This is a genomic window from Thauera phenolivorans (genome assembly GCF_001696715.1).
Taxonomy (GTDB): Bacteria; Pseudomonadota; Gammaproteobacteria; order Burkholderiales; family Rhodocyclaceae; genus Thauera; species Thauera phenolivorans.
On record NZ_MBFM01000005.1, the window covers coordinates 518,358 to 540,692 of the forward strand.

25 protein-coding genes and 1 tRNA gene are annotated in these 22,335 nt (G+C 69.3%); 5 read left to right on the plus strand and 21 right to left on the minus strand.

Features of this window, described 5'->3' with window-relative positions; genetic code table 11:
- Nucleotides 1-375 precede the first annotated feature (375 nt).
- The 11 genes from BB334_RS15480 to ybgC all read right to left on the minus strand — a co-directional run bounded on the left by BB334_RS15480 (nt 376) and on the right by ybgC (nt 8,329).
- Nucleotides 376-451 (minus strand) — tRNA-Lys (locus BB334_RS15480).
- 78 nt (nt 452-529) lie between these two features.
- A complete protein-coding gene (locus tag BB334_RS15485) occupies nt 530-1,636 on the minus strand; it encodes a YeeE/YedE family protein (RefSeq protein ID WP_068809379.1) in 1,107 nt (368 codons plus the stop codon).
- Nucleotides 1,637-1,693: 57 nt separating this feature from the next.
- Nucleotides 1,694-2,389, minus strand: a complete 696-nt coding sequence (gene queC, locus BB334_RS15490; RefSeq protein ID WP_068809380.1) for a 7-cyano-7-deazaguanine synthase QueC — start codon at nt 2,387-2,389, stop codon at nt 1,694-1,696.
- Between the two features lie 28 nt (nt 2,390-2,417).
- Nucleotides 2,418-3,086 carry a 7-carboxy-7-deazaguanine synthase QueE gene (queE, locus tag BB334_RS15495; RefSeq protein ID WP_068809381.1) on the minus strand — a complete coding sequence of 223 codons (669 nt, stop codon included), beginning with the start codon at nt 3,084-3,086 and terminating at the stop codon, nt 2,418-2,420.
- 4 nt (nt 3,087-3,090) lie between these two features.
- The gene (gene ybgF / locus BB334_RS15500) at nt 3,091-3,822 is read right to left on the minus strand and encodes a tol-pal system protein YbgF (protein ID WP_068809382.1); all 732 of its coding nucleotides are present in this window, start codon (nt 3,820-3,822) and stop codon (nt 3,091-3,093) included.
- A gap of 1 nt (nt 3,823) precedes the next feature.
- The gene (pal, locus tag BB334_RS15505; RefSeq protein ID WP_068809383.1) at nt 3,824-4,342 is read right to left on the minus strand and encodes a peptidoglycan-associated lipoprotein Pal; all 519 of its coding nucleotides are present in this window, start codon (nt 4,340-4,342) and stop codon (nt 3,824-3,826) included.
- Nucleotides 4,343-4,387: 45 nt separating this feature from the next.
- Nucleotides 4,388-5,659, minus strand: coding sequence for a Tol-Pal system beta propeller repeat protein TolB (gene tolB, locus BB334_RS15510; RefSeq protein ID WP_068809384.1), 1,272 nt, complete (start codon nt 5,657-5,659; stop codon nt 4,388-4,390).
- Nucleotides 5,660-5,715: 56 nt separating this feature from the next.
- Nucleotides 5,716-6,780, minus strand: coding sequence for a cell envelope integrity protein TolA (gene tolA / locus BB334_RS15515; protein WP_068809385.1), 1,065 nt, complete (start codon nt 6,778-6,780; stop codon nt 5,716-5,718).
- Nucleotides 6,777-7,190 carry an ExbD/TolR family protein gene (locus BB334_RS15520; RefSeq protein WP_068809386.1) on the minus strand — a complete coding sequence of 138 codons (414 nt, stop codon included), beginning with the start codon at nt 7,188-7,190 and terminating at the stop codon, nt 6,777-6,779. The genes tolA and BB334_RS15520 overlap by 4 nt, the downstream gene beginning before the upstream one ends.
- 18 nt (nt 7,191-7,208) lie before the next feature.
- Nucleotides 7,209-7,883: a protein TolQ gene (gene tolQ, locus BB334_RS15525; protein ID WP_068809387.1), complete on the minus strand. Its 675-nt coding sequence runs from the start codon at nt 7,881-7,883 to the stop codon at nt 7,209-7,211.
- Entirely contained in the window at nt 7,880-8,329 is a 450-nt protein-coding gene (gene ybgC, locus BB334_RS15530; RefSeq protein ID WP_068809388.1) for a tol-pal system-associated acyl-CoA thioesterase, read from the minus strand. The genes tolQ and ybgC overlap by 4 nt, the downstream gene beginning before the upstream one ends.
- 184 nt (nt 8,330-8,513) lie before the next feature.
- Between ybgC and BB334_RS15535 the strand changes: the two genes are divergently transcribed.
- From BB334_RS15535 to BB334_RS15555, 5 genes are all read left to right on the plus strand, one after another.
- On the plus strand, nt 8,514-9,680 hold the full coding sequence (locus BB334_RS15535) for an STAS domain-containing protein (protein WP_083200457.1): 1,167 nt from the start codon (nt 8,514-8,516) through the stop codon (nt 9,678-9,680).
- A 40-nt stretch (nt 9,681-9,720) separates the two neighbouring features.
- A complete protein-coding gene (gene hslV, locus BB334_RS15540) occupies nt 9,721-10,257 on the plus strand; it encodes an ATP-dependent protease subunit HslV (protein ID WP_068809389.1) in 537 nt (178 codons plus the stop codon).
- A gap of 18 nt (nt 10,258-10,275) precedes the next feature.
- Nucleotides 10,276-11,613 (plus strand): ATP-dependent protease ATPase subunit HslU, encoded by a 1,338-nt coding sequence (gene hslU, locus BB334_RS15545; protein ID WP_068809390.1) that lies wholly within the window; start codon nt 10,276-10,278, stop codon nt 11,611-11,613.
- Nucleotides 11,614-11,691: 78 nt separating this feature from the next.
- Nucleotides 11,692-12,567, plus strand: a complete 876-nt coding sequence (locus BB334_RS15550) for an AEC family transporter (protein WP_068809391.1) — start codon at nt 11,692-11,694, stop codon at nt 12,565-12,567.
- Nucleotides 12,568-12,611: 44 nt separating this feature from the next.
- The gene (locus tag BB334_RS15555) at nt 12,612-13,007 is read left to right on the plus strand and encodes a RidA family protein (RefSeq protein WP_068809392.1); all 396 of its coding nucleotides are present in this window, start codon (nt 12,612-12,614) and stop codon (nt 13,005-13,007) included.
- 12 nt (nt 13,008-13,019) lie between these two features.
- Here BB334_RS15555 and BB334_RS15560 read toward each other — a convergent pair whose 3' ends face one another.
- From BB334_RS15560 to BB334_RS15600, 10 genes are all read right to left on the minus strand, one after another.
- Nucleotides 13,020-13,796 (minus strand): slipin family protein, encoded by a 777-nt coding sequence (locus BB334_RS15560; protein ID WP_068809393.1) that lies wholly within the window; start codon nt 13,794-13,796, stop codon nt 13,020-13,022.
- The gene (locus BB334_RS15565; protein WP_068809394.1) at nt 13,793-15,250 is read right to left on the minus strand and encodes an NfeD family protein; all 1,458 of its coding nucleotides are present in this window, start codon (nt 15,248-15,250) and stop codon (nt 13,793-13,795) included. The genes BB334_RS15560 and BB334_RS15565 overlap by 4 nt, the downstream gene beginning before the upstream one ends.
- 77 nt (nt 15,251-15,327) lie before the next feature.
- Nucleotides 15,328-15,852 (minus strand): c-type cytochrome, encoded by a 525-nt coding sequence (locus BB334_RS15570; RefSeq protein WP_232756760.1) that lies wholly within the window; start codon nt 15,850-15,852, stop codon nt 15,328-15,330.
- Nucleotides 15,853-16,208: 356 nt separating this feature from the next.
- Nucleotides 16,209-16,604, minus strand: a complete 396-nt coding sequence (locus tag BB334_RS15575) for an RNA-binding S4 domain-containing protein (RefSeq protein ID WP_068809396.1) — start codon at nt 16,602-16,604, stop codon at nt 16,209-16,211.
- 83 nt (nt 16,605-16,687) lie between these two features.
- Nucleotides 16,688-17,968, minus strand: a complete 1,281-nt coding sequence (gene cysN, locus BB334_RS15580) for a sulfate adenylyltransferase subunit CysN (protein ID WP_068809397.1) — start codon at nt 17,966-17,968, stop codon at nt 16,688-16,690.
- 289 nt (nt 17,969-18,257) lie between these two features.
- Entirely contained in the window at nt 18,258-19,172 is a 915-nt protein-coding gene (gene cysD / locus BB334_RS15585; protein WP_068809398.1) for a sulfate adenylyltransferase subunit CysD, read from the minus strand.
- A gap of 8 nt (nt 19,173-19,180) precedes the next feature.
- Nucleotides 19,181-19,303 (minus strand): hypothetical protein, encoded by a 123-nt coding sequence (locus BB334_RS18840; RefSeq protein ID WP_269799009.1) that lies wholly within the window; start codon nt 19,301-19,303, stop codon nt 19,181-19,183.
- Nucleotides 19,304-19,306: 3 nt separating this feature from the next.
- A complete protein-coding gene (locus BB334_RS15590) occupies nt 19,307-20,086 on the minus strand; it encodes a phosphoadenylyl-sulfate reductase (RefSeq protein ID WP_068809399.1) in 780 nt (259 codons plus the stop codon).
- Nucleotides 20,083-20,634 carry a DUF934 domain-containing protein gene (locus tag BB334_RS15595; RefSeq protein ID WP_068809400.1) on the minus strand — a complete coding sequence of 184 codons (552 nt, stop codon included), beginning with the start codon at nt 20,632-20,634 and terminating at the stop codon, nt 20,083-20,085. The genes BB334_RS15590 and BB334_RS15595 overlap by 4 nt, the downstream gene beginning before the upstream one ends.
- Complete coding sequence (locus BB334_RS15600) at nt 20,627-22,318, minus strand: nitrite/sulfite reductase (RefSeq protein WP_068809401.1); 1,692 nt, start codon at nt 22,316-22,318, stop codon at nt 20,627-20,629. Before BB334_RS15600 ends, BB334_RS15595 begins: the two co-directional genes overlap by 8 nt.
- Nucleotides 22,319-22,335 lie beyond the last annotated feature (17 nt).

Below are 22,335 nucleotides of genomic sequence, written 5' to 3' on the forward strand. Positions count from 1 at the left end.
TCCGCCGAGGCAAGCCTTGATTCAGCGCCCGGCCAGCGAGGGTGACGCGGCGGCGCTTCGCGAAATCGGCGCGGTAAGTGGCGGGCCGAAGCTCTTGTGCTCGATGGCAACCCTGTGCCCACGGGCGGCAGGGTAGGGCGACGCGATGGTGAAGCGTGCGCGCGCCGCGCTGGGACGGTCGATGGGGCGAGACCGTTACGGTTCGCTTGCCGGGTCGGGGACGCGCAAGCAGTGGGTCCGGGCGAGGACGCCGGACCGGCGACGGAGCGTGCCGGGCGGTGCGTTCGGGACCGGAACCGGACCGATGACCGGGCGAACGAGGAGCGGAAAGAAAAATAGCCAGACTCTCGAGCCTGGCTATTTTCCTGAATCTCCTGGTAGGCCGTGCTGGGCTCGAACCAGCGACCAACGGATTAAAAGTCCGCTGCTCTACCAACTGAGCTAACGACCCGCCGTGAAGTCGCGAATGATAGTGAGACACTTCGAGAGTGTCAAGTTCCGATTGACGGGAATTCGTGCCATCGTCGCCTCAGGCTTCGCGCATCATCAGCCAGTACTGGATCTTCATGGTCACCGCCGCGCCGGCGATGATCGCGAAGGTGGTGAGGATGGAGCCGAGGGCGAGGGTGGAGAAGCCGGAGATGCCCTGGCCGATGGTGCAGCCGAGGCCGGTGACGCCGCCGAAGCCCATCAGCACCGCGCCTGCGATGTGGCGGACGAGGTCGCCCGGGTCGCGAAAGCCCTCGATGCGGAAGCTGCGGCTGAGCGCGGCGTAGAGGGCGGAGCCGGCGATCACGCCGAGCGCGCTGGCGATGCCGAAGGTCAGCACCCGGCTGCTGTCGCTCCACAGGATCAGCAGCTCGAGCGTGTAGGCGAAGGGGGCGACGAAGGTCAGCGACTCGGCGCTGCGGCTGTTGGTGGCGATGAAGGCCTCCTCCAGCGTCTCCGGATGCTCGGCGACGTAGCCGATGTGGCCGGTGACGTACCAGCCCGCGACGCACAGCGCGCCGATGACGATACCGCCGAGCAGCACGTCCGAGCGCCAGCTTTCGCGGCTCGCCAGCGCGGCCACCAGCAGCACGCCGCCGATCGCGCCGGCCGCGAGCAGCAGCGCGGTTTGCGGGTCGAAGCCGCCGGCGGCGAGGAAGGAGGGGAGGTCCTGGCCATGGGCGAGGCCGACCGCGACCGGGTCGAGGAACTCAGTGCGCCAGACGCCGAACAGCCCGCGCATCGTCATGTAGGCGCTGATCGCGAGGAAGGCGAACACCACCACCGACTTCAGGTTGCCGCCGCCGATGCGGATCAGGGTCTTGCTGCCGCAGCCCGAGGCGAGCGTCATTCCGACGCCGAAGGCGGCGCCGCCGACGATGTTCGACAGCCAGATCAGGCGGGTGCCGCTGTAGATCGACTTGGAGGCGTCGAACAGCCCGGCGAATTGCAGCGCGGCGGTGCCGAAGATCGCGACGGCGATCGCCAGCATCCACATCCGCATGCGGCTCCAGTCGCCCATGTTGAGGATGTCGGAGATCGCGCCGAGGGTGCAGAAGTTGGTGCGATTGCCGACGAAGCCGAAGAGGACGCCGATGGCGAACGCGAGCGAGGTGATGGTGGAGGCGGCGACCAGGGTTTCGTCCATGAGGGGCAGCTGCAGGCTCGAGGATAGGGCCCCGATTCTAGGTCAAAAGCACCCGTTTCAGGGGCGAAGCGGCCGGTAGCGCGTGGGATCCGGCACGCCGGCGGCCTCGAAGCCGGCCCGGCGCAGGCGGCATGCGTCGCACAGACCGCAGGCACGGCCTTCGTCGTCGGCCTGGTAGCAGGACACGGTGATGCCGTAATCGACCCCGAGCGCGGTGCCGCGGCGGATGATCTCGGCCTTGGAGAGGTCGATCAGCGGAGCGTGGATGCGCACCCGCCGCCCTTCGATGGCGGCCCGGGTGGCGAGATTGGCCATCGTCTCGAAGGCCGCGATGAAGGCGGGACGGCAGTCCGGGTAGCCGGAATAATCGACCGCGTTGACGCCGACGAAGATGTGGCGCGCGTCGAGCACTTCGGCCCAGGCGAGCGCGATCGACAGCATCACGGTGTTGCGCGCCGGCACGTAGGTGACCGGGATCTCGTCGGCACCGCCGGCCGCCTCCGGCACCGCGATCGCGTCGTCGGTGAGGGCGGAGCCGCCGAACTGGCCGAGGTCGACATGGGCGAGGCGGTGCTCGCGGGCGCCGAGCGCGGCGGCGACCCGCTCCGAGGCCGCGAGCTCGGCGGCGTGGCGCTGGCCGTAGGCCACCGTCAGGGCATGGGGGTCGAGACCCATGTCGCGGGCGATCGCGAGGCAGGTCGCGGAGTCGAGGCCGCCGGAAAGCAGGACGACGGCACGCTCTGGCTGGTTCATCGGTTTGCTCCTGATGGGCGAGGCGGCCTCAGCGGCCGCGGGCGTCGTTCCAGAGGATCTTGTGCAGCTGAAGCTGGAAGCGCACCGGCAGGCGGTCGCGAACGATCCATTCGGCGAGCCGGGCGGGTTCGAGCCGGCCCTCCACCGGCGAGAACAGCAGCTCGCAGCGTCCGGCGAGGCGGTGCTCGGCGAGCTGGCGCCTGGCCCACGCATAGTCGGCCTCGTCGGCGAGCACGAACTTGAGTTCGTCCTGGGGGCCGAGCAGCGCCAGGTTCTGCAGGCGGTTCCTCGCCTCCTCGCCGGAGCCGGGCGCCTTCAGGTCGACGATGCGCGCGACGCGTTGATCTACGCCGGAAATGTCGAGCGCGCCGCTGGTCTCGAGCGACACCGAATAGCCTGCGTCGCACAGCGCGGTGAGCAGGGCGAGGCAGCCCTTCTGCGCCAGCGGCTCGCCGCCGGTGACGCAGACGTGGCGCAGGCCGTGGCGGGCGACGTCCTCCAGCACCGCGCCGAGTTCGCGCGTGTGCCCGCCCTGGAAGGCGTAGGCGGTATCGCACCAGGAGCAGCGCAGCGGGCAGCCGGTGAGGCGGACGAAGACCGTGGGCAGGCCCACCCGGGTGGACTCGCCCTGCACCGAGGCGAAGATCTCGGTGATGCGCAGGCGCACGGCGCCCTCCGCCGCGACGGTGGTCGTCATCGGCTCAGCGCGCGGCGAGACGCTGCCTGGCGATCTGCGCGGCGTTGCTCTGCGGGTAACGGTCGACCAGGTTCTGCAGGGTGCGCCTGGTTGCGGCGGCGTCGCCGGTGGCCTGCTGGCTGTTGGCGAGGCCGAGCATCGCATCCGGTGCGCTCGGATCCTGCGGCCACTTCGTCAGCACGGTGTCGAAGTGCTTGCTCGCGGCGGCGAGGTCCTTCGTCTGCAGGGCGGCGTTGCCGGCCCAGAAGTGGGCGCCGGGGGTGAAGCTGCCGGAGGGGTATTCCCGGGCGAAGCGCTCGAAGGCGGACAATGCCTCGCGATGCTTGCCGGCCTTGAGCAGGCCGAGGGCGGCCTCGTAGTCGGCCGATTCGGCGGCCGGATCGGCCGGCGTGGCGGCGGCCGACTCCGCTGGTGCGCCCGCCGCCGGACCGCCTTCGATCTTGCGCAGGCGGTCGTCGAGGTCGACGTAGAAGTCGCGCTGACGCGCCTTCAGCGATTCGACCTCGTTGAGCAGGACCTCGATCTGGCCGCGCAGGCGGGCGATCTCGCCGCGCAGTTGCTCGTTCTGGTTGGCGAGCTCGAGCTGGCCGCGGCTGGTGCTCTCGATCCGGCTCTCGAACTCCTGACGCAATTCGTTGACCTGGCGCCGTGCCTCGGCGTCATCGAACAGACCCGCTTGCGCGGGTCCGGCCGATGTCAGCGCGAGCAGGGCCGCCAGCGGCAGCAGGCGTTTCATCTCAGAATTCGCCCGAGTAGAGCATGTCGCCGCGACGGTTCTCGGCGAAGCAGTTCTCCGAGGCGTCGTCGCAGCGCGGCTTCTCTTCGCCGAGGCTGACCGACTCGATCTGCGCCTCGGTGGCGCCCAGCAGCATCAGCGCCTGCTTGACGACGTCGGCACGCTTCTGGCCGAGGGCGAGGTTGTACTCGCGGCTGCCGCGCTCGTCCGTGTTGCCCTGGATGAGCATCTTCATCTGCGGGTTCTGCACCAGGAAGCGGGCATGGGCCTCGATCAGCGACTTGGCTTCGGGCTTGATGACGAAGCTGTCGAAGTCGAAATAGACGCTGCGCTTGGAGAGGATGCTGTTGGGGTCGGTGAGCGCGGCCATGCCGGCGCCGGCGGTGCCGGGCGCGGTCACGGTGGCGACACCGGTGCTGCTGCGGTCTTCGACCGCGGCGCTGCCGGTGGCGTCGGTGCCGGTGCTCGAGCAGGCGGCGAGCAGAACAGAGAGGAGAGCGGGCAGAAGCAGTTTCTTCATGGAGGTATTCCCCGGATTTTTATGTGATGACGAACAGCAGCGTGTTTACCGGATCTGCGGACCCCAGGCGGGTTCGCGGACGTCGGCGGCCTGCACCGACAGGCGCTGCTTGATTCGCCCATCAGACGACACCGCGGCGAGCACGCCCCGTCCACCGACTTCGGTGGCGTAGAGGATCATGCGGCCGTTGGGAGCGAAGCTGGGCGACTCGTCGCGTGCCGAGTCGGTGAGGATCGTTGTCTGCCGGGTGGCGAGGTCGAGCACCGCGACCTGGAATCGCCCGCCGTTGCGGGTGATGAAGGCGAGGAGCTTGCCGTCGGCCGAGGGGCGCGGGGTGACGTTGTAGGCGTTGTCGAAGGTCACGCGCTGGGCGCCGCCACCGGAGGCGGAAATGCGGTAGATCTGCGGGCTGCCGCCGCGATCGGAGGTGAAGTAGATCCACTGGCCGTCGGGCGACCAGGCCGGCTCGGTGTCGATGCCGGAGGAGCTCGCGAGGCGGCGCACGCCCGAACCGTCGGCGTTCAGCACGTAGAGCTGGGAGCGGCCGTCCTTGGTCAGCACCACCGCCAGCTGGCGGCCGTCGGGCGACCAGGTGGGCGCCGAGTTGGAGCCCTTGAAGTTCGCGACCACCCGGCGCTGGCCGGTGGCGAGCGTATGCACGTAGATGATCGGCTTCTTCTGCTCGAAGGACACGTAGGCGAGCTGGCTGCCGTCGGGCGACCACGACGGCGAGATGATCGGCTCGCGCGAGATCAGGGCCGCCTGCTGGTTCATGCCGTCGGCGTCGGCGACCTGGAGCTCGAAGCGCGGGCCGCTCTTCACCACGTAGGCGATGCGGGTGGAGAAGTGACCCGGCATGCCGGTGAGCTTCTCGTAGACGAAGTCGGCGATGCGGTGGCCGACGAGGCGGTTCTGCGCCGGCGTCATCGGCATCGACATCGCGCCCAGCTCGAGCTGGCGCTGGGTGTCGAACAGGCGGAAGCGCACGTCGTAGCTGCCGTTGGCCTGCGGGACCAGGCTGCCGGTCAGCACCGCGTCGGCGCCGCGGCCGCGCATGCCGGCGAGATCGGGCACGACCGATTCGGGCAGGGGCAGGGGGCCGATGTCGATCAGCGTGAACAGGCCGCTGCGCTCGAGGTCGGCGCGCACCACGTCGGTGACGCCGCGCGGCAGGCGCGCCTCGTTCTCGAACACCGGGATCACCACCGGGAAGCGCGAGGCGCCGGCGCCGGTGATCTCGATCGAAAGCTGGGCATGGGCGGCCAGCGACAGGCAGGCCAGCACGGTGGCGGCGAGGAGGCGGAAGGCGGCGAGCATGGGCTTTCTCGTATTCGGCATAAGTCGTGGATTATACATGCGAAAAAATCGGCCGCTCAGTCCGCCAGGGGGCGGAACCTGAGCTCGAGCGTGCGCTGGAACAGGCCGCGGTCCTCGGGCAGCGGCAGCGGGCTCGAGCGCCGGATCGCGCGTTCGATCGCCTGGTCGAGCGCTGGAATGCCCGAGGAGCGCTTGAGGCGCACGTTGAGCACTTCGCCGCTGGGGAGCTGGTCCACTTCGAACACCGCTTCCGGGTTGCCGGAGATGCCCGGCGGCGGCAGCAGGTTGCCGCGCACCTTGGCGCGGATCGCGTTCTTGTAGCGATCGACGTCGCCGCTTCCGCCGCCGCCGGCGGCACCGGACGGGCGGCCGCCGGCGCCGCCGGCACGGGCGGCCGCGGTGCGCGCGGCGTCGGCCTGCATCATGCTGTCGAGTCGGGCGCGCTCGGCACGCGCGGCTTCCTGCGCGAGCTTCTGCTTGAAGTCGTCCTGCGCCGCTGCCGGCTTGGCCGCGGGCTTGGCTGCGGGCTGTGGCTCGGGCTTCTTCGGCTCCGGCTGCTCAGGCTCGGGCTTGGGCTTCGGTTTCGGCTCCGGTTTCGGCTCTGGCTTCTTCGGCTCGGGGTTCTTCGGCTCCGGCTTGGGCTCGGGCTTCTTCGGCTCCGGTTTCGGCTCCGGTTTCGGCTCCGGTTTCGGCTCCGGTTTCGGCTCCGGCTTGGGTTCCGGCTTCTTCGGCTCGGGTTTCTTTTCCGGGGCCTTGGTCGCGATCTCCGGCTTCCGCGCCGGTTTGGGCTCGGGTCTGGCGACGGGTTCCGGCTTGGGGGCGGGCTGCGGCTTGGGCTCGGGCCGCGGTTCAGGCCGGGGCTCCGGCTTCGGTTCGGGCTTCGGTTCGGCCCGCGGCTGGGGCTTCGGTTCCGCTTGAGGCGCGGCCTGGCGGGCGGCCGGTGCGCCGCCGCCCTCCGGCCCGCCCACGAGGGCGACCTCGAGCGAACCCGGCGGCGAGCTTTGCCAGCTGACGCCGAGGAAGAGGAACAGCAGCAGGCCGAGATGCACCGCGACGGTGAGGCCGAGCGAGGCGAGCTTGCCCGGCTCCTCGCGCCGCGGCGGGGTGACGCGCTCGTTCATCGGCCGTCGCTGCCCGTCTGGGTCTGCAGGCTGATCCTGCGCACGCCGGCGGCGCGCGCGGCCTCGAGTACGTCGATGACCTTCTGGTACTGCAGCTCCTTGCTCGCGGCGACGAGGAAGGGCTGCTCGGGGTTCTTCGCCAGGGCGTCCTCGAGCACGCCCTGGAACTCGCGGTCGGCGAGCGGGCGCGGAGCGGCGTTGCTGCTGGCGCGGATCGACATCGCGCCGTCGGCCTTGATCTCGAGCACCATCGCCTCGGCGGGCGGGCTGGCGGACACGCCGGCCGAGGGCACGTCGATCGTGCCGGGCTGGACCATCGGCGCGGTGACCATGAAGATCACGAGCAGCACCAGCATCACGTCGATGTAGGGCACGACGTTGATCTGGTTCATGAGGCGGCGCTGACGCATGGCGATGGCTTCCTTCGCTCAGCGCAGGTGGCGCTGCAGGATGTTGGAGAACTCCTCCATGAAGCTCTCGAAGCGGATGCCGAGGCGGTCGATGTCGTGCACATAGCGGTTGTAGGCGACCACCGCGGGAATCGCGGCGAACAGGCCGATCGCGGTTGCCACCAGAGCCTCGGCGATGCCGGGTGCGACCTGGGCGAGGGTGGCGGTGCCGACGTTGGACAGGCCGCGGAAGGCGTTCATGATGCCCCACACGGTGCCGAGCAGGCCGATGTAGGGCGACACCGAGCCGACCGAGGCGAGGAAGGCCAAGTGGGCCTCGAGGTCGTCCACCTCGCGCTGGTAGGTGGCGCGCATCGCGCGGCGGGCGCCGTCGATGATCGCGCTGTGGTCGTGGCTCTTGCTGCGCAGCTTGGTGAATTCGCGGTAGCCCGCCTCGAAGATGCGCTCCATGCCGCCGGCTTGGTGGCGGGAGGAGGTGGCGGCCTCGTAGAGCGTGCCGAGATCGCCGCCGCTCCAGAAGTCGCGCTCGAAGGCGGCGGTCTTGGTGCGCTCCTGGCGGATACGGAAGCCCTTGCGGAAGATCCAGTACCACGACACCACCGACAAGCCGGCCAGCAGCAGCATGACGAGCTGGACGAGGACGCTGGCCTGGGTGATCAGGCTGAGGATCGAGAGATCTTGGGAGGCGGTCATACCGGGGTCTGGGCTTTGAGGAGATCGTGAAGCGAGGAGGGGATGGAAACCGGTTTCTGTCGGCGCAGGTCGACGCAGGCGACGCGGATCGTGGCGGCGAACAGGCGTTCGTCGCCACGCACGACCTCCTGGCGGAACGCGAGGCTGGCACGACGCAGGCCGACGATCGTGCTCACCACCTGCAGTTCGTCGTCGAGGCGCGCCGAGACGAAGTAGTCGGCCTCCATCGCGCGCACGACGAAGCCGATGCCCTGCTCGCTCAGCAGGCGCTGCTGGGCGACGCCGAGCGCGCGCAGCCACTCGGTGCGGGCGCGTTCGCAGAAGCGCAGGTAATTGGCGTAATAGACCACGCCGCCGGCGTCGGTGTCTTCGTAGTACACGCGAACCGGCCAGCGGAATACCGCTGGCGCCGGTTGGTCGGCGGCAGGCGCGGACGTGATGTGCATCGCAGCATTCTAGCCGAGCTTTGAAGCCGGAAAGGCAAGCGTTTACAGGAATGGTTTTTATCAAAAAGTAATCGCGATCGGTGCCCCGGACGCAAGGCCTTTCGGCGAAGTGCTATCCTTTGCGCCGGCTTTGCCCCCATGCGGCGGCGGGCCTTGGCGAAAAAACTCACGAGCGGATACCAGCGTGGCTCTTCCATTCTTCGGCAGGAAACCGCCTCCGGACAGTGCCCGGAAGCCTCACGAGTACCTCGACGACCCCGATCCGCAGTCGCCAGCGGCGGAAGCCGATGCCTTCGCGGATTTCGCGGTCAAGAGCCAGCTCATGCAGTTCGCCGAGATGGTGCAGGTGCAGGAGGTGAGCGCCGGCATCGACGCCCGCGCCGAGGATGCCGCGATGGCCTGGGCCGCGGGCGACGCGGCCGCTGCCGAACGGGTGCTGCGCGAGGCGCTCGCCGATCCGGCGACGGCCGCCAGCGACGGCCTGTGGCGGATGCTGCTCGACCTCCATCGTCTGAGCGGCGCACGCCTGCGCTTCGAGGAGCTCGCGCTCGACTTCGCCACCCGCTTCGAATGCTCCCCGCCGCCATGGGACGACCTCTCCGGCGCGCCGGCCACTCCGCGCGGAGAAGCGGTGCCGCTGCTGGCGCTCGCCGGCCGGCTGTCGTCCGAACTTGCGGCCCAGCTGCAGCAGATCGAGTTGATCGCGCGCAAGGGCGGCGCGGTGCGGATCGACCTCGCTCGCGTGCGCGACGCCGACGCCGCCGCGTGCACCCTGTTGCGACAGGCGATCACCGACATGCGGGCGAAGCGGATCAAGGTATGGCTGCTCAACGGCGGCGAGCTCGCCGAGGCGCTCGGCAAGCGGGTGCGGCCGGGCGAGGCCACCGCACCGGATACCTGGCTGCTGCTGCTCGAACTCATGCAGGCGGGGGGCGACGAGGCCCGCTTCGAGGAACTCGCGCTCGACTACGCGATCACCTTCGAGCTGTCGCCGCCCTCTTGGGAGGCGGGTCGGCAGACGCCCGAGGCCCTGAATGCGGTGGCCGGCGGACAGGCCGCCGCGATAGAACCCGGCGGCGAGGCGTTCCGCCTCGAGGGCGAACTGTTCGGCGCCGGCAGCGATGCAATGCGCAGGATGCTCGCCTACGCCGCCGACCGCGAGCGTGCGGTGATCGACTGCGAGCGACTGAGGCGGGTCGATTTCGTGTGCGCCGGCAGTCTGCTCAACGAGCTGGCGAAATTGCAGGCGACGGGGCGCCGGGCGACCCTGATCAAGCTCAACGCCCTGGTCGACGTCCTGCTGCGGGTGATGGGCATCGCCGAGGTGGCGAGCCTGTCGCGACGCGCCTGAGGCGACGGCTGCGACAACGAATTCAAGCAAGGAAGCGTTCATGGAACAGTATCACGGCACAACCATCCTCTCGGTGCGTCGCGGCCGGCGCGTCGCGCTCGGCGGCGACGGCCAGGTCACGCTCGGCAACATCGTCGTCAAGGCCTCGGCGCGCAAGGTGCGCACCATCCACAGCGGCCAGATCCTGGCCGGATTCGCCGGCGGCACCGCCGACGCCTTCACCCTGTTCGAGCGCTTCGAGGCCAAGCTCGACAAGCACCAGGGCAATCTGCTGCGCAGCGCGGTCGAGCTCGCCAAGGACTGGCGCACCGACCGCATGCTGCGCCGGCTCGAGGCGATGCTGGCGGTCGCCGATCGCGAGCATTCACTGATAATCACCGGCAACGGCGACGTGCTCGAGCCCGAGCAGGGCATCGTCGCGATCGGCAGTGGCGGCGCCTACGCGCAGGCGGCGGCGCGCGCGCTGATCGAGAACAGCGAGCTCGATCCGAAGGAGGTCGTGTCGAAGGCGCTGACGATCGCCGGCGACCTCTGCATCTACACCAACCAGTGCCACACGATCGAAGTGCTGGACTGAAGCGAGATATCCGACCCCATGACCCATATGACCCCGCCGGAGATCGTCTCCGAGCTCGAAAAGCACATCGTCGGCCAGGACAAGGCCAAGAAGGCCGTCGCGATCGCGCTGCGCAACCGCTGGCGTCGCGCCCAGGTGGCCGAACCCCTGCGCAGCGAGATCACCCCCAAGAACATCCTCATGATCGGTCCCACCGGCGTCGGCAAGACCGAGATCGCGCGCCGTCTGGCACGCCTGGCCAACGCGCCCTTCATCAAGATCGAGGCGACCAAGTTCACCGAGGTGGGCTATGTCGGGCGCGACGTCGACACGATCATTCGCGACCTGATGGAGATCGCGATCAAGGACGGGCGTGAGCGGGCGATGAAGGCGGTGCGCGACCGCGCGCTCGACGCCGCCGAGGACCGCGTGCTCGACGCCCTGCTGCCGCCGGCGCGTCCGGTCGGCTTCAACGCCGAGCCGGAGCCGGTGCAGGATTCCGCCACCCGGCAGAAATTCCGCAAGAAGCTGCGCGAGGGCGAGCTCGACGACAAGGAGATCGACATCGAGATCGCAGCCGCGCCGATGCAGGCCGAGATCTTCGCCCCGCCGGGCATGGAGGAGCTGACCCAGCAGATCCAGGGCATGTTCCAGAACCTCGGCGGCGGCAAGAAGAAGCAGCGCAAGCTCAAGATCCGCGAGGCGCTCAAGCTGCTCACCGAAGAAGAGGCCGCGCGCCTGATCAACGACGAGGAGGTCAAGCTCGAGGCCGTGCGCGCGGTGGAGCAGAACGGCATCGTCTTCCTCGACGAGGTGGACAAGATCGCCGCGCGCAGCGATGTGCAGGGCACCGACGTGTCGCGCCAGGGGGTGCAGCGCGACCTGCTCCCGCTGGTCGAGGGCACGACGATCTCGACCAAGTACGGCATGATCAAGACCGATCACGTCCTCTTCATCGCCAGCGGCGCCTTCCATCTGTCGAAGCCGAGCGACCTGATCCCCGAACTGCAGGGCCGCTTCCCGATCCGGGTCGAGCTCGAGTCGCTGTCGGTGGAGGATTTCGAGCGCATCCTCACCAGCACCGACGCCTGCCTCACCCGCCAGTACGAGGCGCTGCTCGCCACCGATGGCGTGACGCTCGAGTTCACCGACGAGGGCATCCGCCGCCTGGCCGAGATCGCCTACCAGGTCAACGAGAAGACCGAGAACATCGGTGCCCGCCGGCTGTACACCGTGATGGAAAAGCTGCTCGAGGAAGTCTCCTTCGAGGCCGGTCGCAGCGCCGGGACGCAGACGGTGAGGGTCGATGGCGCCTTCGTCGACGGCCGCCTTGAGGTGTTCGCCGAGCGCGAGGATCTCGCCCGTTACGTGCTGTAAACTTCAGCAGTCAACATCGGCGGGCCGGGCGCAACGTCCGGCCCGCCTTCATTTCTGCCCGCGCCGGATAACAACAACATGCTGCTCCGCATCGTCTCGATCCTCTTTCCCATGTTCGCGATCGCCGCGGTGGGCTACGCTGCGGGTCGTTTCACGCGGCCCGACCTCTCCCACGCGAACAAGCTCAACATGGATGTCTTCGTCCCCGCGCTGATCTTCGGTGCGCTGGCGAGCAAGGACTTCCGCCTCGGTGAGTATCTGCCGCTGCTGGGGGCGACCACGGTGGTGGTGGTGGGCTCCGGCCTCGCCGGCTGGGCGCTGGCGCGCCTGGCGGGCCTCCAGCCGAAGACCTTCGTGCCGCCGATGATGTTCAACAATGCCGGCAACATCGGCCTGCCGCTCGCGGTGCTCGCCTTCGGCGAGGTGGCGCTGGCGCCGGCGGTGGTGATGTTCATGGTCAGCAACCTCGCCCACTTCACCTTCGGCGCCTGGCTGCTCGACCATCGGGTGCGCCTGACCACGATCTGGCGCGTGCCCACGGTGCTGGCGACGGCTGCCGGCCTCGCGGTCGGCCTGCTCGGCGTCGCGGTGTGGGAGCCGCTGATGATCTCGATCCGGATGCTGGGCGACATCTCGATCCCGCTCATGCTGTTCGCGCTCGGCGTCCGGATGGCGGACTCGCGCATCGCCGCGATCGGCTTCGGCGTGTTCGGCGCGGTCGCCCGCCCGCTGGTGGGCATGGCGCTCGCGTGGGCGGTCATGCTGGCGATCGAGCTGCCGCCGCGCGAGCGCGCGCTGCTGATGGTGTTCGGTGCGCTGCCGCCGGCGGTGCTGAACTACATGTTCGCCGAGCGCTACGCCCAGGAACCCGACAAGGTCGCCTCGATGGTGCTGATCGGCAACCTCGCCGCAGTGGTCTTCCTGCCGCTCGCGCTCGCGCTGGTGCTCGACTGAGGCGTCCCGACAATGCTTTCATCATCAACCCGAGGAGTCACGCAATGAGCGATCGTCAACCCATCATCCCGAAGGGCATGGAAGCCGTCTATGAAAGGGTCCGCTACGCCCCCGGTGTACGCGTCGGCAACACGGTGTATGTCTCGGGCCAGATCGGCCGCGACCAGAACATGGAGCTGGTCGAGGGCAGCGAGGCGCAGATCGTGCAGGCCTTCGAGAACCTGAAGAAGGTGGTCGAGGCCGCCGGCGGCAGCATGCGCGACATCGTCGACCTCACCAGCTACCACACCGACATGCGCGACCTGGCGCTCTTCATGAAGGTGAAGGACCGCTACATCGACGCCGACTTTCCCGCCTGGACCGCGATCGGTGCCGCCCAGCTGTGCGGCGCGCCGGGCTACATCGTCGAGATCAAGGCGGTCGCGGTGCTGCGCGGCTGAGCCCGCAGCGTCTCAGTCGCCGCCCGCCCGCGGCTTCCCGGCGCGGGCGAGCAGCTGGCCCATGAGGTCGACCGGCACCGGGAAGACCAGGGTCGAGCTCTTGTCGCCGGCGACCTGAGTGAGGGTCTGCAGGTAGCGCAGCTGCATCGCCGCGGGTTCGCGCGCGAGCATCTCCGCGGCCTCGAGCAGCGCATGCGCCGCCTGCTTCTCGCCTTCGGCGTGGATCACCTTGGCGCGCCGCTCCCGCTCGGCCTCGGCCTGGCGGGCGATCGCGCGCACCATGTTCTCGTTAAGATCGATGTGCTTGATCTCGACGTTGGTGACCTTGATCCCCCAGGAGTCGGTCTGTGCGTCAAGGATCTGCTGCACGTCGAGGTTGAGGCGCTCGCGCTCGGAGAGCATTTCGTCGAGCTCGTGCTTGCCGAGCACGGCACGCAGCGTGGTCTGGGCAAGCTGGCTGGTGGCGACGAGGTAGTTCTCGACCTGGATGATCGCCCTTTCCGGGTCGACCACGCGGAAGAACACGATCGCATTGACCTTGACCGAGACGTTGTCGCGCGAGATCACGTCCTGGGCGGGCACGTCCATGGTGACCACGCGCAGATCCACTTTCACCATCTGCTGGATGCCGGGAATCACGATGACGAGGCCGGGGCCCTTCACTTTCCAGAAGCGGCCGAGCATGAAGATCACGCCACGCTCGTATTCACGCAGGATCTTGATCGCGGCGACGACGAGGAAGATCAGCAGCAGGAGCAGCGGGGCGAGTCCGAATTGCAGGTCGATCATGACGGGGTACTCCCTGTTGTGGTGTGGGTGGCGGCGGGTGAAACCTCGAGGGTGAGGCCGTCGATGCGCTCCACCTTCACTCGGCTGCCGGGTTGCAGGTCGGCGCCACTGCGCGCCCGCCAGTTTTCGCCATGCACGCGGATCCACCAGTTGCCGTCGCCGGCGTCGGCGGTGACCTGGCCGGTGGCGCCGATCATCTCCTCGCGCCCGCTCACCACCCGGCGGCGCAAACTGCGCGCCGCGAGGCTGCCGATCGCGAGCAGGATCGCCGCGCTCGCGAGCGCGAGACCGATGATCAGCGCGAGCGGAATGCCGAAGCCGGGCGCCTCGGCGTCGAGCAGGAACAGGCCGCCGACGACGAAGGCGATGATGCCGCCCACGCCGAGCACGCCGAAGCTCGGCAGGAAGGCCTCGGCCAGCATCAGCGCGGCGCCCACCGCGAGCAGCAGCACGCCCGTCCAGTTCACCGGCAGCAGCTGGAAGGCGTACAGCGCGATCAGCAACGAGATGGCGCCGGCCACGCCGGGCACGCCGAAGCCGGGCGAGGTGAATTCGAAGAACAGGCCGTAGATGCCGATCATCATCATGATCAGGGCGACCTGCGGGTTGGCGATCGCGGCGAGGATGCGGTTGCGCCAGTCGGGCTCGAGGCGCTCGACCGCCGCGCTCGCGGTGGCGAGCGTGCGCTGGCCGTCGAGGACCGTGACTTCGCGGCCGTCGAGCTTCTCGAGCAGCTGCGTGGTGTCGACCGCGATCAGTTCGATGACGCCCGCGGCGAGCGCTTCCTCGGCCGACAGGCTGGCGGCCTCGCGCACCGCGCGCTCGGCGAAGGCCACGTCGCGCCCGCGCAGCTGGGCGAGGCTGCGGATGTAGGCGGTGGCGTCCGACATCGACTTCGCGCTCATCGCGTCGGCGGGCGCGGCCGGCCGCGCGTCCTCGCGATCGCGCCCCTCGGCCGCTGTTCCGGGCCGGTCGCCCCGGTCGCCCTCGTCGTCCGCGCGCGGCGAGGTCTTGCCCGGCTGGGCGCCGCCGATGCCGATCGCCACCGGCGTCGCCGCCCCCAGGTTGGTCGCCGGCGCCATCGCCGCGACGTGGCTGGCATAGAGGATGTAGGTGCCCGCGCTGGCGGCGCGCGCGCCCTCGGGCGCGACGAAGGCGGCCACCGGCACCGGCGAGGCGAGGATATCCTTGATGATCGCGCGCATCGAGGTGTCCAGCCCGCCCGGGGTGTCCATCTCGATCACGACCAGTTGCTTGCCTGCGCTGGCGGCGCGCGCCAGGCCCTGGTGCACGTAATCCGCGCTCGCTGGGCCGATCGCGCCGTCGATGCGCAGCACCAGCACGCCACTGCCGTTCGACGCCACGGGCGCGGCGAGCACTGCGAGCGACAGGGCGCACAGCAAGAGCAGGGCGCCGATCAGCCTGCGCCCGCCGGCGTTCCGAAGAGCCTGCATGGCACGGTCTCCAATGCGGCCAGCGCCCGGACGGGCGCGGACTTGTCAGTCGGAGTGCGGAAGGGGCGCGAGAGTTCTCAGTCGAGAGCGAGTTGCTGGCGGCGGTCGGCTTCCTCGAGGCGGATGCGGCCGAGCAGGGTGGCGTTTCCGCTCGGATCCTGCCAGTCGGCGCCGGCGGCCTTGGCCATGTGGGCCACCGCGCGCGCGAACTCCTCGATCGAGAGCTCGTCGTGGCCGCCGCGCGCCGGCATCGCGCGCACGCCCACCCAGCCATGCGCGGTGACGATGTGCTGGCCTTCCTCGATCAGCTCCGCCCAGTCCTCGCGATCGCCGAAGCGCGGCGCTTCGGCCACGCCCGTTTCATGGCAGTGGCTACAGACGGACTGGTACACCGCTTCGCCGCTGCGGCCGCTGTCGGCCGGTTCGCGGTATTTCTCGCCCATCGAGGCGATGCGGTCGCGCTCTTCGCTGCGGATGCGCGCCATCATCTCCGGTTCGCGATCGGGGTCACGCCAGTCCGCGCCCGCGGCACGCGCCATGTAGGCTACCGCGCGCCCGAACTCCTCGAGGCGCAGGTCGGGCTCGCCGCCGCGCGCGGGCATCTCGCGCACGCCCACCCAGCCATGCGCGGTGATGACGTGCTGGCCCTCGGCGATGAGCTCAGTCCAGGCCTCACTGTCGCCCTACTTCGGTGCATCGACCGGGCCTGGCCCGTGACAGGCGGCGCACGCGTCGCGGTAGACCGCTTCCCCGTCCTGCAGCGGACCGGACGCGAATGCGGAGCCGGCGACGGCGAGCGAGAGGCTCGCGAGGAAGACAGCGGTCGATCTGGCGGGGAATGTTGCGGGCATGATGATCCTCCTCAGGTCGCATCAGTTGTCGGTAATATGCGACATGGTACCGGAGGAAGCGGCTGCGGGCGGGCCGCCCGGGGTTTAGTTGCCCAGCTTGGGCGCCGCTAGCGGCCGCCGAAGCGATCCATCCGCCGGCGGTCGCGCTTGGTGGGACGGCCGTGCAGGTCGGCGCCCGGAGTGGCGGCGAACTTGCGCAGGCTGCGGGCGCGGTCGCGGGCCTCGACGCTCTCCGGCGTCTCCTCGTAAAGCGTCTGCGCTACCGCCGCCGAGCCGCGCTTGTCGGCGATCGCCTGCACGATCACGGTGCGCGTGTCCTCGCCCACGGTGATGTCGAGCCGGTCGCCGACCCTGACGTCGCGCGCCGGCTTGACCGCGAGCCCGTTGAGCTTGACCTTGCCGCCGTCGACCGCCTCGGTCGCGGCGGTGCGGTGCTTGAAGAAGCGCGCGGCCCACAGCCATTTGTCGATGCGGGTGCGGGCGGTGTCGATGGAGGCGGGCATGCTGGCGGATTCGTTGGACAAAAAAGGGCGGGGCTGCCGACATTATCGGCAGCCCCGCAGCGGCTGACAAAGGCGAATCGCGCTCAGCCGATCATGCCTGCGCCCACCGTGTTGTTGGTGCTCTCGTCGATGATGATGAAGGCGCCGGTGGCGCGGTTGTCCGCGTACCGGTCGGCGACGATCGGCTGCGCGAGCTTGAGGGTGACGCGGGCGATGTCGTTCATCGCCAGGCCGCTGGCCGGCTCGTGGGCGAGCGTGTTGAGCTCGAGCCGGTAGTCGATCTTCGCCAGCCTGGCTTTCACCTCGCGGGTGGTGTGGCGCACGAGGTAGGTGCGCGCCGGCGACAGCGGGGTCTCCGACAGCCAGCACACGGTGGCGTCGATCTGCTTCACTGGCTCGGGCGCCTCGGCGGACTTGACGATGATGTCGCCGCGCGAGATGTCGATCTCGTCCTCCAGCAGCAGGGTCACCGACTGCTCGTGGATGGCCTTGGGCAGCGGCACGCCGCCGAGTTCGATCGCCTTCACCCGGCTGCTCGCGCCCGAGGGCAGCACGGTGACCGCATCGCCCACGGTGATCTCGCCGGATTCGACCCGCCCCATGAAGCCGCGGTAGTCGTGCAGCTCGGGGTTGGCCGAATCATGCGGGCGGCACACGAACTGCACCGGGAAGCGGAAGTTCTCCGCCCGTTCGGTGTGGGCAGCGGGGGCGCTCTCGAGGATTTCGAGCAGGGTGGGGCCTTGGTACCAGCCGAGGCGCTCGCCGCGGTCGACGATCATGTCGCCATTGAGCGCGGACAGCGGGATGAAGCGCACGTCGCGGATGCCGAGCTGACCGGCGAAGGCGAGGTAGTCGGCCTTGATGCGCTCGAAGCTGGCCTGGTCGTAGTCGACCAGGTCCATCTTGTTGACCGCGACGATCAGGTGGGGGATGCCGACCAGGCTGGCGAGGTAGGAGTGGCGCCGGGTCTGCACCTGTACGCCCTTGCGCGCATCGACGAGGATGATCGCGAGGTTGGCGGTGGACGCCGCGGTCACCATGTTGCGGGTGTACTGCTCGTGGCCGGGGGCGTCGGCGATGATGTACTTGCGCCGGCCGGTGGTGAAATAGCGGTAGGCGACGTCGATGGTGATGCCCTGCTCGCGCTCGGCCTGCAGGCCGTCGGTGAGCAGCGAGAGGTCGACCGCGCTCATGCCGCGCCTGGCGGAGGTCTTCTCGATGGCGTTGAGGGTGTCGGCGAGGATGGTCTTGCTGTCGAACAGCAGGCGGCCGATCAGGGTGCTCTTGCCGTCGTCGACGCTGCCGCAGGTCAGGAAGCGCAGCAGGCCGTTGTCGATTTCGGGCAGGTTTTCAAGGGCGGACATGGTCATGATTCCTTCAATCTTTCGTCAAATTCGTTTGCTGGGGGGCGATTGGTACCTGGCGATCCGTCGGGGCTGCGCCGGGTATTCCTTCCGAAGGCTGCGGAACTCGCTTCGCTCGGACAGTCCTCGCCTTCTCCAGGAACACCCGACACATCCCCGACTGGCGTGGTGGGTGCCCGAAGGCAGAAAACCTTCACCGCGCGATGGTGTTCGTCCTTTGGGTTGAGCGGCACCCACGCATCCCTCATCGAGCCGTCAAGCACACCCGCTCAAGCCGACACAACTGCGTTCAGAAGTACCCTTCTTTCTTGCGCTGCTCCATCGACGCCTCCGAAGTCTGGTCGTCCATCCGCGTCGCGCCGCGCTCGGTGATCGTGGTGGTCGCCGTCTCGGCGAGGATCTTGTCCAGCGTGTCCGCATCCGACTCCACCGGTGCCGTGCAGGTGATGTCGCCCACGGTGCGGAAGCGCACCAGCACGTCCTCCACCACGTCGCCGTCCTTCGCCGGGGTCAGTTCGGTCACCGGCTGCAGCAGACCGTTCTTGCGCACTACCGGACGGGTGTGGGCGAAGTAGATCGACGGCAGCTCGAGCCGCTCGCGCTGGATGTACTGCCAGACGTCGAGCTCGGTCCAGTTGCTGATCGGGAAGGCGCGGATGTTCTCGCCCTTGTGGCTGCGCGCGTTGTACAGGTTCCACAGCTCGGGGCGCTGGTTCTTCGGATCCCACTGCCCGAACTCGTCGCGGAAGCTCATGATCCGTTCCTTGGCGCGCGCCTTCTCCTCGTCGCGGCGGGCGCCGCCGATGCAGGCGTCGAAGCCGAACTCCTCGATCGCCTCGAGCAGGGTCACCGACTGGTGCTTGTTGCGTGATTCGCCCGCGTGCTTGAGCACCACGGTGCCGCGCGTCATCGAGTCCTCCACCGAGCGCACGATCAGGCGCTCGCCCAGCTCCGCGGCGCGCCTGTCGCGGAAGTCGGTCACCTCACGGTAGTTGTGGCCGGTGTCGATGTGCAGCAGCGGGAAAGGGAAGCGGCCCGGGCGGAAGGCCTTCTCGGCCAGACGCAGCAGGCAGAGCGAATCCTTACCGCCGGAGAACAGCAGCACCGGGTTGGCGCACTGGCCGGCGACTTCGCGCAGGATGTGGATGGCTTCGGCCTCGAGCCAGTCGAGGTGGGAGAGCGTCTGTTTGGTCAGCGTCGACATGATCTTTTTCAGCGATTCCTGTTGGGGGCGGCAGCGCCGCGGAAGGCGCGCAGCGCGGCACACAGGCCGGCGCGCAGGGCATGGAGGCGGCGGGTCAGGCCGCGGCGGGGCGCGGTGGATGCGGCGCTCATCGCTCAGTCCTTCCTCACGTGCAGGCCGCATTCCTTGGAGGCGGGGTCTTCCCACCACCAGCGGCCCGCGCGCACGTCCTCCCCGACCGCGATCGCGCGGGTGCAGGGCGCGCAGCCGATGCTGGGGTAGAAGCGGTCGTGCAGCGCGTTGTAGGGCACCTCGTGGATTCGGATATAGGCCCACACCTCGGCTTCGCTCCAGTCCGACAGCGGGTTGAGCTTCTCCAGCCCGTTGCCGTCGTCGAACTCGCGCAGCGGCAGGCCGCTGCGGGTCGCCGACTGGGCGGCGCGCAGCCCGGTGATCCAGGCCTTGCGCCCGGCGAGCGCCCGGCGCAGGGGTTCGAGCTTGCGCACGCCGCAGCAGGCCTTGCGCAGCTCGACCGAATCGTAGAAGGCGTTGATGCCGTGGCTGCGCACGTAGGTTTCGACCGCGCCAGCGTCGGGGAAGTAGATCTCCAGCTTGCTGCGGTAGCGGCGCTCGACCTCGGCGATCAGCTCGTAGGTCTCGGCCGGAAGCCGCCCGGTGTCGAGCGAGAAGATCGTGATCGGCAGCCCGTGGGCGAGGATCAGGTCGGTCAGCACCATGTCCTCGGCGCCGAAGCTGTTGGCGAAGGCGAGCTCGCCCTCGGTGCCGAATTCGGCGACCGCGGCGCGCAGGAAGTCGAGCGCGGCGGCGGCCCTGGCGGTGACGCGCGCGCTCAGCACCGGGGTGAGCTCGGGCCGGGTGGTGGCGTTGGCCTTGGCGGGGGCCATTGGGCGCAGCGGAGTCACGGTGGCGTTCATGCGGCCTCCTCGTGTGCCGCGGGGCGGTGCGCGCGGCGGAACAGCGGTTGCGGATGCGTGGCCGAGGCCTGGTAGGGGGTGCTGAAGGTGGCGAGGCTGGCGAGCGCGGCCTGCAGCTGCGCGGGCGTATAGCGGCCGGGCGCGGGCTGCAGGGCGTCGAAGCCGCAGCGGCCGAGGTAGTCGAACTGGTCGCGCAGCACCTCGCCGATCGCGCGCAGCTCACCGGCGTAGCCGTGGCGGGTGCGCAGCAGGGTGGCGATCGAGTAGCCGCGGCCGTCGGCGAACTTCGGGAAGTCGACCGCCACCAGCTGCAGGCGCAGGAGGTCGGGCGCGAGCGCGGCGGGGTCGTCGCTGGCCGCGAGCCAGACGCCGAGCACGCCGGCGTCGGCACGGGCGAGCAACTCATCGCGGCGCAGCAGCCACGCCGCGAGCGGCACGATCACGCGTCCGGCGGGCAGGGCGGTCGCGCTGGCCGCCTCGCCCTCGGCCAGTCGCACGACCTGCCAGTCGTCGTGCTGGACGCGGCCGTTCTTGATGATCTCAGGCATTGATGACCTCCTTGGCGTGCTGGCGGGCGTCGCGCTCGGCATATACCCGGGTCTTGAAGGATTCGACGCCGACGCGGCGCACGGTGTCGAGGAAGCGCTCGCCGTCGTGGCGGTTGTCGATGTAGTTGTTGATCAGCGAGGTGATCACGTCGGGCATCTCTTCGGCGGCGAACGAGGGGCCGATGACCTTGCCGAGCGCGGTGCGGTTGCCCTGCTCGCCGCCGATCGTGACCTGGTACCACTCCTGGCCGTTCTTATCGACGCCGAGCACGCCGATGTGGCCGACGTGGTGGTGGCCGCAGGCGTTCATGCAGCCCGAGATGTTGAGCTCGATCTCGCCGATGTCGTAGAGGTAGTCGAGGTCGTCGAAGCGCGCCTGGATGGCGTTCGCGATCGGGATCGACTTGGCGTTGGCGAGGTTGCAGAAGTCGCCCCCCGGGCAGGAGATGATGTCGGTCAGCAGGCCGATGTTGGGCGTCGCCAAGCCGGCGGCACGCGCCCGCTGCCACACCGCGTGCAGGTCGGCGACGCGCACGCTCGGCAGCACCAGGTTCTGCTCGTGGGTGCTGCGGATCTCGCCGAAGGCGAACTCCTCGGCGAGGTCGGCGACCAGCTCGAACTGTTCGGCGCTGACGTCGCCCGGCGCCACGCCGTGCTTCTTCAGCGACAGCACCACGCTCGCGTAGCCCGTCACCTTGTGCGCACGCACATTGCGCCGCACCCAGGCGGCGAAGGCCTTGTCCGCGGCGAGCCGCGCCTCGTGCGCGGCGTCGGTCGGCGGCAGCGGGGCGAGCACCGGATCGTCGAAGCGGCCGACGACGCGCGCCACTTCGGCCTCGGTCAGGGTCGAGGGGCCATCCTTCAGGTGGGCGAACTCGGCCTCGACCTGGCGCGCGAACTCGGGAACGCCGAGCGCCTTCACGAGGATCTTGATGCGCGCCTTGTAGGCGTTGTCGCGCCGACCGTGGAGGTTGTAGACGCGCAGGATCGCCTCGCAGTAGTTGAGGATCTGGCGCCAGGGCACGAAGACCGCGACCTCCTCGCCGATGACCGGGGTGCGGCCGAGGCCGCCGCCCACGAGCACGCGAAAGCCGGTCTCGCCCGCCGCGTCGCGCACCAGCTCGAGGCCGATGTCGTGCGCACGGATCACCGCGCGGTCTTCCTCGGCGCCATTGACCGCGATCTTGAACTTGCGCGGCAGGTAGGCGAACTCGGGGTGGAAGGTGCTCCACTGGCGCAGGATCTCGCACCAGGGCCGCGGGTCGATGCGCTCGTCGGCGGCGACGCCGGCGAAGGCGTCGGCGGTGACGTTGCGGATGCAGTTGCCCGAAGTCTGGATCGCGTGCATCTGCACGCCGGCGAGCAGGCCGAGGATCTCGGGGACGTCTTCCAGCCGCGGCCAGTTGAACTGGATGTTCTGGCGGGTGCTGACGTGGCCGTAGCCGCGGTCGTAGGTACGGGCGATGTGGGCCAGGGTGCGCAGCTGCTCGGCGCGCAGGTTGCCGTAGGGCACGGCGATGCGCAGCATCGGCGCATGGCGCTGGATGTAGACGCCGTTCTGCAGGCGCAGCGGGCGGTACTCGTCCTCGCTGAGCTCGCCGGCGAGGTAGCGGCCGGTCTGGTCGGCGAACTGGGCGACGCGCTCATCGACGAGGCGCTGGTCGTATTCGTCGTACTTGTACATGGTTTCTCTCTGGTCGG